The sequence below is a fragment of the Geodermatophilus sp. SYSU D01106 genome, from assembly GCF_054049995.1.
In genome coordinates, this window is sequence record NZ_JBJGYM010000025.1 from 48,637 (window position 1) to 63,842 (window position 15,206).

Here is a 15,206-nt window from a genome sequence, read left to right on the forward strand (position 1 = left end):
TCCGTGACGCCCGACGCCTGGTTGCTCCTCGCCGCGGGGGTCGTCGCGCTGCTGCTGGCGTGGACCGCCTGGACGCTCACCCGCCTGCGCCGCCTGGAGGCCCGCGTGGCCCGCACCTGGGCCGTGCTCGACGACCGGCTCCGGCAGCGCGCCGACCTGGCCGGTGACCTCGCCTCGGAGCACTCCGCCGCGCTCGGTGAGGAGCGGGCCGGCCGGCTCAAGACCGCCGCCCACGACGCCCGCCACCCGCTCACCGGCGACCGCGAGCTGGCCGAGAACGCCCTCGGCCGCGAGGTGCGGGCGCTGCCGCCCGAGGTCCCCGGCGTGCCCGCGGCGCGGCTGGCGGCCCTCGCCGAGGCCGACGGGCGGATGGCGCTGGCCCGGCGCTTCTACAACGACGCCGTCCGCGACACCCACCTGCTGCGCCAGCGCCGGGTGCCGCGGCTGCTGCGGCTGCACGCCGACCGCCCGCTGCCCCGCTTCTTCGACGTCGAGGACGGCCTCGACGCCGTCCCGCTCGGTGCCGGTACGCCCCGCGGCTGACCCGCCGCCGCGTCCCGCCCGCCTCCCGGCGGCCGCCCGCCGCCCGCGGCCGGGACGGCACCCGCGGCGCGCTCGGTAGGATCGACGGGTCCGCCCGCGCTCCGGTGCCGGGCGCCGGGACGAGGGAGGACAGCCGTGAGCGGCCATTCCAAGTGGGCGACCACCAAGCACAAGAAGGCCGCGATCGACGCCAAGCGCGGCAAGCTGTTCGCCAAGCTGATCAAGAACATCGAGGTGGCGGCCCGCACCGGCGGCGGTGACCCGGCCGGCAACCCGACGCTCTACGACGCCATCCAGAAGGCGAAGAAGTCGTCGGTGCCCAACGACAACATCGACCGCGCGGTCAAGCGCGGGTCCGGTGCCGAGGCCGGCGGCGTCGAGTACCTCAACATCACCTACGAGGGCTACGCGGCCGGCGGTGTCGCGGTGCTCATCGAGTGCCTCACCGACAACAAGAACCGGTCGGCCTCCGAGGTGCGCACCGCGATGACCCGCAACGGCGGCTCGATGGCCGACCCGGGCTCGGTGTCCTACCTGTTCACGCGCAAGGGCGTCATCGTCGTGCCGCAGGCCGACGGCGTCGACGAGGACACCGTGCTCATGGCCGTCCTCGACGCCGGCGCCGAGGAGGTGCGCGACCTCGGCGACACCTTCGAGGTCGTCTGCGAGCCCACCGACCTCGTCGCGGTCCGCACCGCGCTGCAGGACGCCGGCATCGACTACGACTCCGCCGAGGCCGGCTTCGTGCCCAGCGTGACCGTCGAGCTCGACGAGGAGGGCGCCGGCAAGGTGTTCCGCCTCATCGACGCGCTCGAGGACTGCGACGACGTGCAGAACGTGTACGCCAACTACGACGTCCCCGACGAGGTCCTCGCCAACGTCGGATGAGGCCGGGCGGTCCCGCCCGTCCCACCCGCCCCGGACACCCCGGCGCTGACGGCGCCCGGGCCCCGCAGGGCCGGAGCATGGGCCCGACGCGCCGCGCCGGGCGGCGTCTCGGGGACGCGGGGACCAGGTGGCCGGAGCGAGCGCACGCGCCGCGCGCGTGCTCACCGTCCTGCTGCTGTCGGCCGGGGTGCTCGGCGGGATCGCCCCGCCGGAGCCGGTCGTCGCCGCGACCCGGGCCTCCGCCGTGCTGCTCCCCGCCGACCTCCCCGCCGACACCGCGCCCGAGCCGGTGGGGCGGCGGCCGGCGGTGGGGCAGGTGGCCCGCGTGACCGCCGTCCCGCACCCGGCGGCCGTGCCGTCCGCGGAGCCCGCCGGGCCGGCCGAGCCCGTCCCCCGGCCGGCCGCCCCGCCCGCCGGGGAGCCCGCGCCACCGGTGCCCGGCGTCCTCCCGCTCGACGTCGACGCCGGCGGGTCGGCGCAGGTGGTCACCGTGGTCGCCGCCTCCGCCGGCGCCACGACCGCCGAGCTCACCGCCTGGGAGCTCGGCGAGGCCGGCTGGACGGCGGTGCTCGGCCCGTGGCCGGCCCGGGTCGGGTCCGCCGGGATCGGCGCCGCCCGCGAGGGCTCCACCCGCACCCCGGCGGGCACCTTCGCCCTGCCCGAGGCGTTCGGCCGCGCCGCTGACCCCGGCAGCGGCCTGCCCTACCGGCAGGTCGACGCCGAGGACTGGTGGGTCTCCGACGTCACCAGCCCGCTGTACAACCGGCACGCGCGTTGCGCCGCCGGCACCTGCCCGTTCGACGAGCGGGCGGGGGAGAACCTGCTGGCCGCCGGCGCCGTCTACGACCACGCCGTCGTCATCGGCTACAACAGCGGCGGGACGCCGGGCGCGGGCTCGGCGTTCTTCCTGCACGTGACGAACGGCGCGCCCACCGCGGGCTGCGTGGCCGTCGAGCGGGGGCGGCTGCAGACGCTGATGCGGTGGCTCGACCCCGCGGCCGGCCCGCTGGTGGCCATCGGCGTCGCCTGAGCGGGAGCCCGGGCCCGGGCCGCGTCCGCGCGCGGCGCATGCCGCGTGTTGCGCCGGGGCGCCGTCGTCGGGGACCGTTACGGTGGGCGTCGAACAGGCGTTCGGAGGAAGGGGGCGGGCATGCGCGTGCTCGGCATCGACCCGGGGCTCACCCGGTGCGGGTGGGGCGTGGTCGACGGCCGGCCCGGCGCCCGCCCGGCCGCCGTCGGGGTGGGCGTGATCCGCAGCTCCGCCGACCTCGACCTGGAGCTGCGGCTGCTGGAGCTGCACACCCAGGTGACGGCGCTGCTGCGCGAGCACCGGCCCGACGTCGTGGCCATCGAGCGCGTGTTCACCCAGAACAACAAGGGCACCGCCACCGGCACGGCGCAGGCCGCCGGCGTGGCGGCCCTCGCCGCGGCGCAGGCCGACCGCCCGGTCGCCTGGCACACGCCCAGCGAGGTCAAGGCGGCCATCTCCGGCAACGGCCGCGCGGACAAGGAGCAGGTCACCCTCATGGTCACCCGGGTGCTCGGCCTCGCGGCCGCCCCCAAGCCGGCCGACGCCGCCGACGCGCTCGCGCTGGCCGTCTGCCACGTGTGGCGCGGCCCGGCGCAGCAGCGGCTGCGGGTCGCCGCGATCGCCGGCGGCATCGGCGCGCCGGTCGTGCAGCGCACGCTGCCGCGCTGGCAGGGGGTGTCCCGGTGATCGCCAGCGTCCACGGCCGGGTCGCCGCCGGGGGGGCCGCCCGCGGGGTGGTGGCTGGGGGGGGGGGCGGGCCGGCGGGGCCCTGCCCCCCCCGCACCAAACCCCCCCACACGCCCCCCCCCCCCCCCCCCCGCGGTGGTGGAGGTCGGCGGCGTCGGCCTGTCGGTGCAGTGCACGCCCGGCACCATCGCCCGGCTCACGGTCGGCGAGCAGGCGCGGCTGGCCACCAGCCTCGTCGTCCGCGAGGACTCCCTGACCCTCTACGGCTTCGCCGACGACGACGAGCGCTCGCTGTTCGAGCTGCTGCAGACGGCCAACGGCGTCGGCCCGCGGCTGGCGCAGGCGGTGCTGGCCATCCACCCGCCGCGCGAGGTCCGCCGCGCCGTCTCCATGGCCGACGTCAAGGCGCTCATGCAGGTGCCCGGCATCGGCAAGAAGGGCGCCGAGCGGCTGATCCTCGAGCTGCGCGACCGGCTGGGCACCACGACCACCGACACGCAGCTCGACGGCGCGCCGGCCGCCGCGGGCTCGCCGATCACCCCGGTGGCGCCGTGGCGCGACCAGCTGTCCTCGGCGCTGGTCGGGCTCGGCTGGTCCACCCGCGAGGCCGACACCGCGCTCACCACCCTGGCGCCGGTCGCCGACGAGCAGCTCACCACCACCGGCCGGGTCGACGTCGGGACGCTGCTGCGACAGGCCCTGCAGCTGCTGGGCCGGTCATGAGTGCGCCGTTCGACCGGTCGCTGACCGGGGAGGTGGAGTCGGGCATCAGCCGCGACTTCGCCGTCTCCCCGCAGGCCGGCGACGAGGAGCGGGTGGTCGAGTCGGCGCTGCGGCCGCACTCGCTGACCGACTTCATCGGCCAGCCCAAGGTCGCCCGCCAGCTCGCGCTCGTGCTCGAGGGCGCCAAGCGCCGGGGCCGGCCGCCGGACCACGTGCTGCTGTCGGGCCCGCCCGGCCTCGGCAAGACCAGCCTCGCGCTGATCATCGGCTCCGAGCTGGGCACCGCCGTGAAGATCACCAGCGGCCCGGCGATCGAGCGCTCCGGCGACCTCGCGGCGATGCTGTCCAACCTCGGTCCCGGCGACGTGCTGTTCATCGACGAGATCCACCGCATCGCGCGGCCCGCCGAGGAACTGCTGTACATGGCGATGGAGGACTTCCGCGTCGACGTCGTCGTCGGCAAGGGGCCCGGCGCCACCGCCATCCCGCTCGAGATCAACCCCTTCACCCTCGTCGGTGCCACCACCCGCGCCGGCCTGCTCACCGGGCCGCTGCGCGACCGGTTCGGCTTCGTCGGGCAGATGGAGTTCTACGAGCCGGCCGAGCTCCAGCAGGTGCTCGCCCGCAGCGCCGACCTGCTCGGGGTCGAGCTCACCGACGACGGGTCGGCCGAGATCGCCCGGCGCTCCCGCGGCACACCCCGCATCGCCAACCGGCTGCTGCGCCGGGTGCGCGACTACGCCGAGGTGGAGGCCGACGGCCGGGTCACCCGCGCCGTCGCCCGCGCGGCGCTGGCGCTCTACGACGTCGACGAGCTCGGCCTCGACCGGCTCGACCGCGAGGTGCTCGAGGCGCTGGTCGGGAAGTTCCACGGCGGCCCGGTGGGCGTCAGCACACTCGCGGTCGCCGTGGGCGAGGAGCCGCACACCGTCGAGGAGGTCTGCGAGCCGTTCCTCGTGCGCGCCGGCCTGCTCGCCCGCACCCCGCGCGGACGGGTGGCCACCGAGGCGGCCTGGCGCCACCTCGGCCGGCCGGTGCCGCGCGGCGGGATCCCCCTCGGCGGTGTCACAGCCGTCCCGCGTGACCCGGGTTCGTCGTCGGAACCGCTCTTCGACGCCTAGACTCATCGGCGCTGGCGCGCAAGTCGGCCCCTCGCCGGGCCGCACGGGTCCCGGCTCCGCGACCCGGTGTCGGCGGGGGCCGGCCCGCGCGCCACGGCCGACGTACCCGAGCGGTCCCGACCCGGACCGCACCGACCGCGTGCACGCGAGCGCGGAAGAGAGGCACCCCCGCCGTGGAACTGTTCCCCCTGCTCCTGCTCGTGCTGGCCTTCGTGGCGCTGGTGGTGCTGCCCGCCCGTGCCCGCAAGCGCCAGCAGAACCAGACGCAGTCGGCGCTGGCGATCGGCGTGCCGGTGACGATGGCCGGCGGCGTGTACGCCACCGTGGCCGGTCTCGACGACCCGGCCACCATCCAGGTCGAGGTGGCCCCCGGCGTGGTCGTCACCTACGCGCGCCAGGCGGTCATCCAGGTGCGCCAGCCCGCGGGTGCGGTGCCCGGCCCGCTCGCCACCGGCGAGACCGTCGTCGAGCCGGTGGAGGAGCCCCTCCGGGACGACCGTCCCGGTGACGGCCCCTCCGGCAAGACCCTCTGACGGGACGCCCGGTGGCCAACCGCGCCCTGCCGGCGCGCCGCTACTTCGGCGCGTTCGTCCTGATCGTGGCCGTCCTGTACGGCCTCATCTTCTTCACCGGCTCCGACCGGACGCCGCAGCTCGGCCTCGACCTGCGCGGCGGCACCACGGTCACCCTGACCGCGCGCACGCCCGACGGGCAGGCGCCGGCCCCGGAGGACCTCGAGCTCGCCCGCCAGATCATCGAGCAGCGGGTGAACGGCATCGGCGTCGCCGAGGCCGAGGTGGTCACCGAGGGCGACACGAACATCGTCATCTCGGTGCCCGGTGACGACGGCGAGCAGGCGCGCGAGCTCGGCCAGACCGCGCAGCTGCGCTTCCGCCCGGTGATCGGCGCGCCCGAGCCCGCCGCCCCGGCCGAGACCAGCGACCCCGCGACGCCGTCGGACTCCGCGGCGCCGACCGACGGCGCGACCCCCAGCGACCCGGCGGCGCCCACGGACTCCGCTGCGCCCACCGACTCGGCGGCGCCCACCGACTCGGCGGCCCCGACCGACGGCGCCACGCCGACCGACGCCGCGTCGACCGGCAGCGGGTCGGCCCCGGCCACCGGCAGCGACGGCGCCGTCAGCGACCCCGCGCTCGACCCGGACCGCCCCGCCGTCACGCAGGAGGAGGCCGCGGCGCAGTTCGCCACGCTGACCTGCTCGGCGGAGGACACCCGCAGCGAGGTCGCGCGCCCCGACGACTTCGTCGCGGCCTGCAGCGAGGACGGCACGACCAAGTACCTGCTCGGCCCCACGATCATCGAGGGCACCGAGATCGCCGACGCCAGCGCCGGCACGCAGCAGACCACCGGCGAGTGGGTCGTGCTGCTGGACTTCAACGGCGAGGGCCGGTCCACCTGGGCCGAGTACACCGCCGCGAACGTCGGCAGCAACGTCGCCTTCACCCTCGACGGCCGCGTCGTCTCGGCGCCCACCATCCAGGGCGCCATCAACGGCCAGACCACCATCACCGGCCAGTTCGACCAGGCCAGCGCCGAGGAGCTGGCCAACCAGCTGCGCTACGGCGCCCTCCCGCTGACCTTCGAGCAGGCCACCGCCCAGTCGATCTCCACCGAGCTCGGCGCCGAGCAGCTGCGGGCCGGCCTCATCGCCGGCGCCATCGGCATCGCGCTCGTGTTCGTCTACGCGCTGGTCTACTACCGGCTGCTCGGCCTGGTGATGATCGCCAGCCTGCTGCTGTCGGCGGTCGTGGTCTACGCGAGCCTGGTGCTGCTCGGCCGCGAGATCGGCTTCACGCTGAGCCTCGCCGGCATCGCCGGGTTCATCGTCTCGATCGGCATCACGGCCGACTCGTTCGTCGTCTACTTCGAGCGCCTCAAGGACGAGATCCGCGAGGGCCGCAGCCTGCGGTCGGCGGTGCCGCGCGCCTGGGTGCGCGCCCGCCGCACCATCCTGTCGGCCGACGCGGTGAGCTTCCTCGCCGCGGCGATCCTCTACTGGCTGGCCATCGGCGACGTGAAGGGCTTCGCGTTCACCCTGGGTCTGTCCACGGTGCTCGACCTCGTCGTCGTCTTCCTCTTCACCCACCCGCTGATGGCGGTGCTCGCGCGGTTCAAGGCGTTCGGGCAGAGCCGGTTCTCCGGCCTCGGCCGCGTCGACCGCTCGCGCCGCGCCACCGACCCGATGGCCGCCGCCGAGCGGCAGCTCGTCGGCGCCGGCAGCGGCGGGCGCGCCACCCAGGACAGGAGCCAGGCATGAGCCGCGAGCAGGACCGGCCCGACGAGGAGCTCCCCGTCGGCACCGAGGCCGACGAGGCGCGCGCGGCCGACGCCGACGCCGCCGGTGACGCCGCCGCGGCCGCCGACGACGACGCGCTGGCCGACGCCGGCCTGCCCGCCGAGGGGGAGACCGGCACCCGCCGGGCGCCGCACCGCGCCTCGCTGGCGCACCGCCTCTACAACGGCGAGGCGGGGCTCGACGTCGTCGGCCGCAGCCGGCTGATCTACAAGGTCACCGCGGTGGTCGTGCTGGTCTGCATCGCGTCGATGCTGTTCCGCGGCTTCAACTTCGGCATCGACTTCGCCGGCGGCAACAGCTTCCGGCTGACCGGCGAGGCGTCGCAGCTGGAGCAGGTCCGCGAGGCCGCCACCGACGCCGGCGCCGACGTCGCCTCCGCGCAGGTGGTCGGCGGCAACACGATCCTGCTGCGCACCGGCGCCCTCGACAACGCCGCCGAGCGCGACGTCATCGAGGCCGTCGCCGACGCCGCCGGCCTGGACCCCGGGCAGGTCAGCCCCGAGTCGGTGAGCGCCGAGTGGGGCCAGGACATCACCGACCAGGCGCTGCTGGCCCTCGCGGTGTTCCTGGTCGCGGTGATCGCCTTCCTGGCCATCCGGTTCCAGCCGAAGATGGCGGTCGGCGCGATCGTCGCGCTCCTGCACGACCTCGTGGTCACCGCCGGCGTCTACGCGCTGGTCGGCTTCGAGGTCACCCCGTCGACGGTCATCGGCCTGCTGACGATCCTCGGGTTCTCCCTCTACGACACCGTCGTCGTCTTCGACAAGGTCGACGAGAACACCCGCGACCTGTCCGGCAGTGCCCGCATGACCTGGGGCGAGGCGGCCAACCTGGCCGTCAACCAGACGCTCATGCGCTCGATCAACACCTCGGTGATCGCGCTGCTGCCGGTGGCGGGCCTGCTGTTCGTCGGCGCCGGGCTGCTCGGGGTCGGCACGCTCAAGGACCTCGCGCTGGTGCTGTTCGTCGGCCTCGCCGCGGGCGCCTACTCGTCGATCTTCCTGGCCACCCCGATCGTCGCCGACCTCAAGGAGCGCGAGCCCGAGGTGCAGGCGCTGCGCCGCCGGGTGCTCGCGCGCCGGTCGGCCGCCGCGCGCCAGGGCGGTGGCCGCGCCGCGGCCGGCCCGGTCGCCAGCGCCCGCCGCAACCGCTCCGCCGCCCGCAGCGGGGGAGTGGCGCTCGCCGAGCGGGACGCCGGCACGCTCGGGCCCGCGCAGGCCGACGTCGTCGTCGAGTCGCCGTCGTCGGTGGGCCCGGAGGCGCCGCGCCGGAGCGTGCCGCACGGCGCCACGGCCGCCCCACGGCCCGGCCAGCGCCCGCAGCGGCCGGGGTCCCGCCCCGGCGGCGGCAAGAAGCGCCGGTGACCGGCCGGCCGGTCCCGGCCGCGGAGGCGCCGGTCGACGAGGTCATCGCCGCCCTCGCCGTCGACGTCCCCGACTTCCCGACCCCGGGCGTGCTGTTCCGGGACCTGACGCCGGTGTTCGCCGACGGCCCGGCCTTCCGCCGGATCGTCGAGGGCCTGGCGTCCCCGGCGCTGGAGGACCCGCGGGCCGCCGCCGTCGCGCACGCCGACGACGGCGTCCCGGGCGACCCGGGCTTCGACGTCGTGGTCGGCGTCGAGGCGCGCGGGTTCCTGCTGGCCGCCGCGGTGGCACTGCACGCCGGCGTCGGCGTCGTGCCGGTGCGCAAGGCCGGCAAGCTGCCACGCGAGCGGGTCGCCGCCGACTACGCCCTCGAGTACGGCACCGCGAGCATCGAGATGCACACCGACTCGCTGGACCCGGGCCAGCGGGTGCTGCTGGTCGACGACGTGCTCGCCACCGGCGGGACGCTCGCGGCGTCGGTCGCCCTGGTCGAGGAGCTCGGCGCGGTGGTCACCGCGGTCTCGGTCGTGGTGGAGCTCGCCGCGCTCGGCGGCCGCGACCGGCTCGCCCCGCACGCCGTGCACGCCCTCTGGACCACCTGAGGGTCACGACTCGGCCCCGCCCGGCCGGTTCCCCGGCCGGGCGCGGCTAGCATGGGAGGGGAGGTCCTCCCCCCGAAGGCAGGAGTCCGCCGTGGCCCCCGACGCGCCCGCCACCAACGTGGCTGCCGCGCGGCCCGGGGAGGCCGGCGGGACGGTGCCGGAGGAGCAGCGCGCGCCGCTGCCGGCCCGTCCGGTGGTCCGCCGCCCCGACGACGTGGGCAGCGAGCCACCCGAGGAGGGCGCCGCCCCGCGCCCGCGCCGGGTGCGCGACCGGCTGGCCCGCCGGATCGTCGCCGGGCAGCGCAGCGAGGTCCGCCCGGTGCTCGAGCCGCTGGCCGCGCTGCACCGGCAGAGCCACCCGAAGGCCGACCTCGCGCTGCTGCAGCGGGCCTACGACGTCGCCGAGGCCGCGCACGCCACCCAGAAGCGCAAGAGCGGCGACCCGTACATCACCCACCCGCTCGCCGTCGCCACCGTGCTGGCGGGCCTCGGGATGGACACCACCACGCTCGTGGCGGCGCTGCTGCACGACACGGTCGAGGACACCGGCAAGACCCTCGAGGCGATCAGCGCCGACTTCGGCCCCGAGGTGGCGCACCTCGTCGACGGCGTCACGAAGATCGACAAGGTCAAGCTCGGCGACGCCGCCCAGGCCGAGACGATCCGCAAGATGATCGTCGCGATGGCCCGCGACCCGCGGGTGCTGGTCATCAAGCTCGCCGACCGGCTGCACAACATGCGCACGCTGCGCTTCCTCCCGCCGGAGAAGCAGGAGAAGAAGGCGCGCGAGACGCTGGAGATCCTCGCCCCGCTGGCCCACCGGCTGGGCATGAACACCATCAAGTGGGAGCTCGAGGACCTCGCGTTCGCCACGCTGTACCCCAAGCGCTACGACGAGATCGTCCGGCTGGTGGCCGAGCGCGCGCCCTCGCGCGACACCTACCTAGCCGAGGTCACCTCGTCGGTCACCGAGCAGCTCAAGGCGGCGAAGATCGAGGCCGTCGTCACCGGCCGGCCCAAGCACTACTACTCGATCTACCAGAAGATGATCGTCCGCGGCCGGGACTTCACCGACATCTGGGACCTCGTCGGCATCCGGATCCTGGTCGACACCGTCCGCGACTGCTACGCGGCGCTCGGCATCATGCACGCGCACTGGCAGCCGGTGCCGGGCCGCTTCAAGGACTTCGTCGCGATGCCGAAGTTCAACATGTACCAGTCGCTGCACACGACGGTGATCGGCCCGCAGGGCAAGCCGGTCGAGCTGCAGATCCGCACGCACGACATGCACCGCACCGCCGAGTACGGCATCGCCGCGCACTGGAAGTACAAGGAGAAGGCCCGCTCCGGCGGCCGCCCCGGGCCCGGTGAGTTCGGCGCCACCAAGGCCGGCTCGCCCGACGACATGCTGTGGCTGCGCCAGCTGCTCGACTGGCAGCGGGAGGCCCAGGAGCCCGGCGAGTTCCTCGAGACCCTGCGCTACGACCTCGGTCCGCAGGAGGTCTTCGTCTTCACGCCGAAGGGCGACGTCGTCAGCCTGCCCGGCGGCGCGACACCGGTGGACTTCGCCTACGCGGTGCACACCGAGGTCGGGCACCGCTGCATCGGCGCCCGGGTCAACGGCACGCTCGTCAGCCTCGACAGCACGCTGAGCAACGGCGATGTCGTCGAGATCTTCACCTCCCGCTCGCCCACGGCCGGCCCGTCGAAGGACTGGCTGGGCTTCGTCGGCTCCTCCCGCGCCCGGACCAAGATCCGGCAGTGGTTCACCAAGGAGCGCCGCGACGACGCCGTCGAGGCCGGCAAGGAGGCGCTGACCCGCGCCATGCGCAAGGCCGGCCTCCCGCTGCAGCGGCTGCTCGGCGGCGACGCGCTGGCCACGCTGGCCAAGGACCTGCGCCTGGCCGACGTCACCGCGCTCTACGCCGCGGTGGGGGAGAACCAGATGTCGGCGGCCTCGGTCGTCGAGAAGCTGATCGCCGCGCTCGGGGGCGCGGAGGGCGCGGCCGAGGACATCGCCGAGACCGCGATCCCCACCCGCCGGCCGCTGCACCGCCGCACCGCCGGCGACCCGGGCATCGTCGTCCACGGGATGAGCGACGTCTGGGCCAAGCTCGCCAAGTGCTGCACCCCGGTGCCCGGCGACGACGTCCTGGGCTTCGTCACCCGCGGCGGCGGCGTGAGCGTGCACCGCACCGACTGCACCAACGCCGCCGACCTGCGGCGCAAGAGCGAGCGGCTGGTCGAGGTCGAGTGGGCCAGCCAGCCCGGCTCGGTGTTCCTCGTCTCCATCCAGGTGGAGGCGCTCGACCGGCACCGGCTGCTCTCCGACGTCACCAAGGCGCTGGCCGACGAGCGGGTCAACATCCTGTCGGCGTCGGTGCAGACCAGCCGCGACCGGGTGGCGGTCAGCCGGTTCACCTTCGAGCTGGCCGACCCCGCCCACCTCGGCGCGGTGCTGCAGACCGTGCGCAACGTCGAGGGCGTCTTCGACGTCGAGCGGGTGACCGCCTAGCGCACGTCCCGGCGGGGACGGCGCGGCAGCACGAACTCCACGCGCGCCGGCAGGTCCGGGCGGCCCAGCGCCTGCCGCGCGTGCGCCACGGCGCCCTGGACCACCCGCGGGTGCAGCTCGCCGGGGCCGGCGCGGCCGTCGAGGGTGACGGTGAGCGCCAGCGCCGGGGCGGTGACGGCGCCGGAGAGCACAGCGCGCGCCCGGGCGACGCCGCGGTAGCCCTCGACCTCGTCCTCGACCGCGCCGGTGAGCGCGGCGGCGTCGAGGTCGGTGTGGCCGCGCCGCGGGTCGCGGGACAGCGGCAGCGCGGAGACGCGGTCGCTGCGGGCCTGGGCGAGCAGCCACCACAGGGACAGCAGCGCGACCAGCCCGGCGCCGACCGCCACGACCGGCCAGTACCAGCCGTGCGCCTCGGCGAAGCGCGACACCGACCCGTCGAGCACCGGCCGGTCGGCGACCCCGCCGCCGAACACGCCCAGACCGGCGGCCAGCGCGGCGCCGCCGGCACCGGCGAGCAGCAGGCCCACCAGGGCGAGCACCAGCCGGTTGGCGCGGACGACGCCGCGGGCGCGGGTGCGGGGCCGCAGCGCCGCCGGGCCGGCAGGCGGGCCGCCGGACGCCGGGGCGGGGACGGTAGGGGCGGTCGGGGTGGGGGCGGTCGGTGTCACCGGACCTCCTGGCGGGTGCGGACGCGCAGCCGCGGGGCCGCGCGCAGGGACAGGGCGTCGAGGGCGGCCGACGCGGCGGACTGCGCCTCGCGGCCGATCCGGGCGGCCTCCTCGCCGTCGCGCACGGGGACGTGCACCGACAGCCGGGCCCGCCGGCGGCGGACCCGCGCCGAGGCGCGCTCGACCCCGGGGACGCCGGTGGCGGCCGCCTCGAGCACGCGGGCGAGGCTGCGGACCGAGAGCGTGGCGGTGGTGGCGGGGTCGTCGCCGGTCAGCACCAGGTCGGTGCGGCGGCGGGGCGCGAGCTCGGCGACGAGCAGCGCCAGGCCGAGCACGGCGAGCCCGGCGGCGACCGCCAGCGCGGCGGCCGACGACCACGGCGTCCCGCGCAGCCACGCGGCGACGGGGGAGTACGGCAGCGCCACGGGCGGGCGGCCGAGCCCGGCGGCGACCACCTCGACGACGACGAGCACGCCGAGGACGAGGCCGCCGGCGGCGAGCAGGACGGCGAGGACCCGGTCGAGGGTGCGCACGCTCAGCTCACCCGCCGATCGCGGCCGGCCGCGCCGGTCAGCGCGGTGACGCGCACGTCGACGCCGGCGGTGCGGACCCCGGCCAGCGTGGCCAGCCGCTCCTCCACGTGCCGGCGCACCTGCTCGGTCACCTGCAGCACCGGCGCCGGCCAGGAGACCGACATGGTCACGGCGACGGTGGCCACCGGCCAGTCCACCCGGGCACTGACCTGCGGGCGGTCGTCGGCGCCGCCGACGGCGATCCCGAGCACCCGGCGCGGTGCGCCGGTGGCCCGGTCGACCTCCGCCGCGGCCTGGGCGGCGATCCGCTCGACGGCGCGGTCGGCGACGGTCAGCCGCCCGCGGGCGGCGGGATCGGGGAGGGCGGCGCCGGGGAGGTCACCGGGCGGTGCGGGGGCGCTCACCGGCGTCCCCCGCTCCCGCTCAGGTAGCCGGACAGGTCGATCCGGCCCTCGACCACCTGGCCGACGAGGAAGCCCGCCGCGCCGAGGACGGCGACGAGCAGGAAGGCGACGAAGCCGCCGAAGGCGGCCGCGAGGCCGAGGACGAGGCCGACCAGCAGGCCGGCGAGGCTGGGACGCATGGACTTCTCCTGGGAGGTCAGCGGAGGGTGCGGGGTGGGGTGCGGCGGCGCGGGCCGAGCAGGCGCCGCAGCCAGGCGCGGGGCCCGCGGGCGCGGACGACGGTGACGCGGGCGCCGGCCGACCGGGCGGCCGGCGCGTCGGGGGAACGGCCGGCCCGGAGGGCGGCGAGCCCGGCGGCGAACACCGCCGGGTCGCCGCCGCGGTCCGGGTGGTGCTCCCGGACCCATGCGCGCTCGGCCCGGCGCCGGGCGGCGTCGTCGGACGGGGTCACGGCCGGCCGCCGCCCGGTGCCGGGGGCACGGGAGCGGGCACGGGGACGGGCTCGGTGACGTCCTCGACGACGACGTCCTCGACGACGACGTCCACCGGGGAGCCCGGGGCGACCGCCGCCACCGCCTCGCGGACGGCGGCGGCCACCTCGCGGACCGCCGTCCCGGCGGCGGCGACCACGTGGACGGTCACCCGGTCCGGGCGCCCGCCGGGCACCGCGGTCAGCACGACGCCGTCGACCCGCCGGCCGGGGAGGTAGGTGCCCGCCCCGGCCGGGCCGGCGGTGAGGCCGGCCACCCCGGGGACGGCGGCGAGGGCCGCCGCCACCCGGTCGGCGTCCACCGCGCCGGTCACGGGGGCGCTCACGCGACCCGGCTGGGCTGCTCGGCCTCCTCGTCGCTGGGGAGGTGGACGTCGTTGACGCTGATGTTGACCTCGACGACCTCCAGCCCCGTCATCCTCTCCAGGCTGGCGATCACGTTGCGGCGGATGCCCGCGGCCAGGTCGGCGATGGAGACGCCGTACTCGGCGACGATGTCGATGTCGACGGCGGCCTGGGTCTCGCCCACCTCGACCGACACGCCCTGGGCGACGTTCGGGCCGCCGGAGCCGGGGATGCGCTCGCGGATGGCGCCGAAGGCGCGCGCGACGCCGCCGCCGAGGCTGTGGACGCCGCTGACCTCGCGGGCGGCCATCCCGGCGATCTTCGAGACGACGGTGTCGGCGATGGTCGTCCTGCCGTGGCTGCCGGCGACCAGGGCGCTGCCCGCCGTCGGGGCGGGCGACTGGCGGGTGGCGACGGCGGGGGCCGCGGGGGTGCCGGCGGTGGCGCTGCTGGTGGTGCCGGAGGTGCTGCTGGTCGTGGTGCTCATGAGGTCTCCTCCCTCGGTCGGCCGGACGCGACCGGATGGCGCGTCACCAGGTAGGACCCGGTCGACCGGCGTTCGTCACGCGGTGGTGTGCGGATCCTCCTGTGACCCCCGTCACCAGGTCGTCCGCGTGACGGAGGAGCCCGTCGCGGCTCCTCCTCGCAACGGGCGGAACGGCCGCCCCGACGAGGAGGAGACATGAGCCTCGGCGACGGGATCAGCGACGAGGCGGAGGAGTTCGCGGGCACGGCGGAGGAGGCCGCGGGCACGGCCACCGGCGACGAACGCCTCGAGGCCGAGGGCCGGGCCGACCAGGCGGAGGCCGACGTGGAGCAGGCGGGGGAGTCGGTCGAGGACGCTTTCCGCCGCGACTGAGTCCCGGTACGCCACGGTCCGGGGGGGGGGGGGGGGGGGGGGGGGGGGGGGGGGGGGGGGGGGGGGGGGGGGGGGGGGGGGGGGGGGGGGGGGGGGGGGGGGGGGGGGGGGGGGGGG

General features: G+C 76.8%; 19 protein-coding genes. 12 read left to right on the forward strand and 7 right to left on the reverse strand.

The annotated features are described in order from the left end of the window. Positions 1–3: 3 nt before the first annotated feature. The 11 genes from ACI78R_RS20515 (at position 4) to ACI78R_RS20565 (ending at position 11,790) form a co-directional block, all read left to right on the forward strand. Positions 4–543: a LemA family protein gene (locus ACI78R_RS20515; RefSeq protein WP_073422585.1), complete on the forward strand. Its 540-nt coding sequence runs from the start codon at positions 4–6 to the stop codon at positions 541–543. A gap of 135 nt (positions 544–678) precedes the next feature. After that, complete coding sequence (locus ACI78R_RS20520; RefSeq protein ID WP_073422584.1) at positions 679–1,431, forward strand: YebC/PmpR family DNA-binding transcriptional regulator; 753 nt, start codon at positions 679–681, stop codon at positions 1,429–1,431. Positions 1,432–1,558: 127 nt separating this feature from the next. Next, the gene (locus ACI78R_RS20525) at positions 1,559–2,461 is read left to right on the forward strand and encodes a L,D-transpeptidase family protein (RefSeq protein WP_457042085.1); all 903 of its coding nucleotides are present in this window, start codon (positions 1,559–1,561) and stop codon (positions 2,459–2,461) included. 120 nt (positions 2,462–2,581) lie between these two features. After that, positions 2,582–3,148, forward strand: coding sequence for a crossover junction endodeoxyribonuclease RuvC (gene ruvC / locus ACI78R_RS20530; protein WP_073422583.1), 567 nt, complete (start codon positions 2,582–2,584; stop codon positions 3,146–3,148). A gap of 135 nt (positions 3,149–3,283) precedes the next feature. After that, on the forward strand, positions 3,284–3,871 hold the full coding sequence (gene ruvA, locus ACI78R_RS20535) for a Holliday junction branch migration protein RuvA (RefSeq protein WP_457042086.1): 588 nt from the start codon (positions 3,284–3,286) through the stop codon (positions 3,869–3,871). Beyond that, positions 3,868–4,992, forward strand: a complete 1,125-nt coding sequence (gene ruvB / locus ACI78R_RS20540) for a Holliday junction branch migration DNA helicase RuvB (RefSeq protein ID WP_073422581.1) — start codon at positions 3,868–3,870, stop codon at positions 4,990–4,992. The genes ruvA and ruvB overlap by 4 nt, the downstream gene beginning before the upstream one ends. A 173-nt stretch (positions 4,993–5,165) precedes the next feature. Beyond that, positions 5,166–5,525, forward strand: coding sequence for a preprotein translocase subunit YajC (locus tag ACI78R_RS20545; RefSeq protein ID WP_083629013.1), 360 nt, complete (start codon positions 5,166–5,168; stop codon positions 5,523–5,525). 11 nt (positions 5,526–5,536) lie between these two features. Then, entirely contained in the window at positions 5,537–7,270 is a 1,734-nt protein-coding gene (gene secD, locus ACI78R_RS20550; protein ID WP_457042087.1) for a protein translocase subunit SecD, read from the forward strand. Beyond that, positions 7,267–8,673: a protein translocase subunit SecF gene (secF, locus tag ACI78R_RS20555; protein ID WP_457042088.1), complete on the forward strand. Its 1,407-nt coding sequence runs from the start codon at positions 7,267–7,269 to the stop codon at positions 8,671–8,673. The genes secD and secF overlap by 4 nt, the downstream gene beginning before the upstream one ends. Further along, a complete protein-coding gene (locus ACI78R_RS20560; protein WP_457042089.1) occupies positions 8,670–9,275 on the forward strand; it encodes an adenine phosphoribosyltransferase in 606 nt (201 codons plus the stop codon). The genes secF and ACI78R_RS20560 overlap by 4 nt, the downstream gene beginning before the upstream one ends. A 91-nt stretch (positions 9,276–9,366) precedes the next feature. Next, positions 9,367–11,790 carry a RelA/SpoT family protein gene (locus ACI78R_RS20565; RefSeq protein ID WP_073422578.1) on the forward strand — a complete coding sequence of 808 codons (2,424 nt, stop codon included), beginning with the start codon at positions 9,367–9,369 and terminating at the stop codon, positions 11,788–11,790. Here ACI78R_RS20565 and ACI78R_RS20570 read toward each other — a convergent pair. The 7 genes from ACI78R_RS20570 to ACI78R_RS20600 are packed head-to-tail and all read right to left on the reverse strand — an operon-like array spanning position 11,787 to position 14,717. Further along, positions 11,787–12,458: an alkaline shock response membrane anchor protein AmaP gene (locus ACI78R_RS20570; RefSeq protein ID WP_457042090.1), complete on the reverse strand. Its 672-nt coding sequence runs from the start codon at positions 12,456–12,458 to the stop codon at positions 11,787–11,789. The genes ACI78R_RS20565 and ACI78R_RS20570 overlap by 4 nt on opposite strands. Beyond that, positions 12,455–12,991 (reverse strand): DUF6286 domain-containing protein, encoded by a 537-nt coding sequence (locus ACI78R_RS20575; RefSeq protein WP_457042091.1) that lies wholly within the window; start codon positions 12,989–12,991, stop codon positions 12,455–12,457. The genes ACI78R_RS20570 and ACI78R_RS20575 overlap by 4 nt, the downstream gene beginning before the upstream one ends. Before the next feature lie 2 nt (positions 12,992–12,993). Then, positions 12,994–13,395 carry an Asp23/Gls24 family envelope stress response protein gene (locus ACI78R_RS20580; protein ID WP_457042092.1) on the reverse strand — a complete coding sequence of 134 codons (402 nt, stop codon included), beginning with the start codon at positions 13,393–13,395 and terminating at the stop codon, positions 12,994–12,996. After that, positions 13,392–13,574 carry a hypothetical protein gene (locus ACI78R_RS20585; RefSeq protein WP_073422575.1) on the reverse strand — a complete coding sequence of 61 codons (183 nt, stop codon included), beginning with the start codon at positions 13,572–13,574 and terminating at the stop codon, positions 13,392–13,394. Before ACI78R_RS20585 ends, ACI78R_RS20580 begins: the two co-directional genes overlap by 4 nt. A 17-nt stretch (positions 13,575–13,591) precedes the next feature. Continuing rightward, complete coding sequence (locus ACI78R_RS20590; RefSeq protein WP_073422574.1) at positions 13,592–13,846, reverse strand: hypothetical protein; 255 nt, start codon at positions 13,844–13,846, stop codon at positions 13,592–13,594. Continuing rightward, entirely contained in the window at positions 13,843–14,211 is a 369-nt protein-coding gene (locus ACI78R_RS20595) for a hypothetical protein (RefSeq protein ID WP_457042093.1), read from the reverse strand. The genes ACI78R_RS20590 and ACI78R_RS20595 overlap by 4 nt, the downstream gene beginning before the upstream one ends. Next, positions 14,208–14,717 carry an Asp23/Gls24 family envelope stress response protein gene (locus ACI78R_RS20600; protein ID WP_457042094.1) on the reverse strand — a complete coding sequence of 170 codons (510 nt, stop codon included), beginning with the start codon at positions 14,715–14,717 and terminating at the stop codon, positions 14,208–14,210. The genes ACI78R_RS20595 and ACI78R_RS20600 overlap by 4 nt, the downstream gene beginning before the upstream one ends. A gap of 195 nt (positions 14,718–14,912) precedes the next feature. Between ACI78R_RS20600 and ACI78R_RS20605 the strand changes: the two genes are divergently transcribed. After that, complete coding sequence (locus tag ACI78R_RS20605; RefSeq protein ID WP_457042095.1) at positions 14,913–15,089, forward strand: CsbD family protein; 177 nt, start codon at positions 14,913–14,915, stop codon at positions 15,087–15,089. Positions 15,090–15,206 lie beyond the last annotated feature (117 nt).

Coding starts and splice junctions, on each gene's coding strand:
- ruvC (WP_073422583.1), top strand. CDS start 2,582: ATGCGCGTGCTCGGCATCGACCCGGGGCTCACCCGGTGCGGGTGGGGC.
- ruvB (WP_073422581.1), top strand. CDS start 3,868: ATGAGTGCGCCGTTCGACCGGTCGCTGACCGGGGAGGTGGAGTCGGGC.
- secF (WP_457042088.1), top strand. CDS start 7,267: ATGAGCCGCGAGCAGGACCGGCCCGACGAGGAGCTCCCCGTCGGCACC.
- ACI78R_RS20585 (WP_073422575.1), bottom strand. CDS start 13,574: ATGCGTCCCAGCCTCGCCGGCCTGCTGGTCGGCCTCGTCCTCGGCCTC.
- ACI78R_RS20600 (WP_457042094.1), bottom strand. CDS start 14,717: ATGAGCACCACGACCAGCAGCACCTCCGGCACCACCAGCAGCGCCACC.
- ACI78R_RS20605 (WP_457042095.1), top strand. CDS start 14,913: ATGAGCCTCGGCGACGGGATCAGCGACGAGGCGGAGGAGTTCGCGGGC.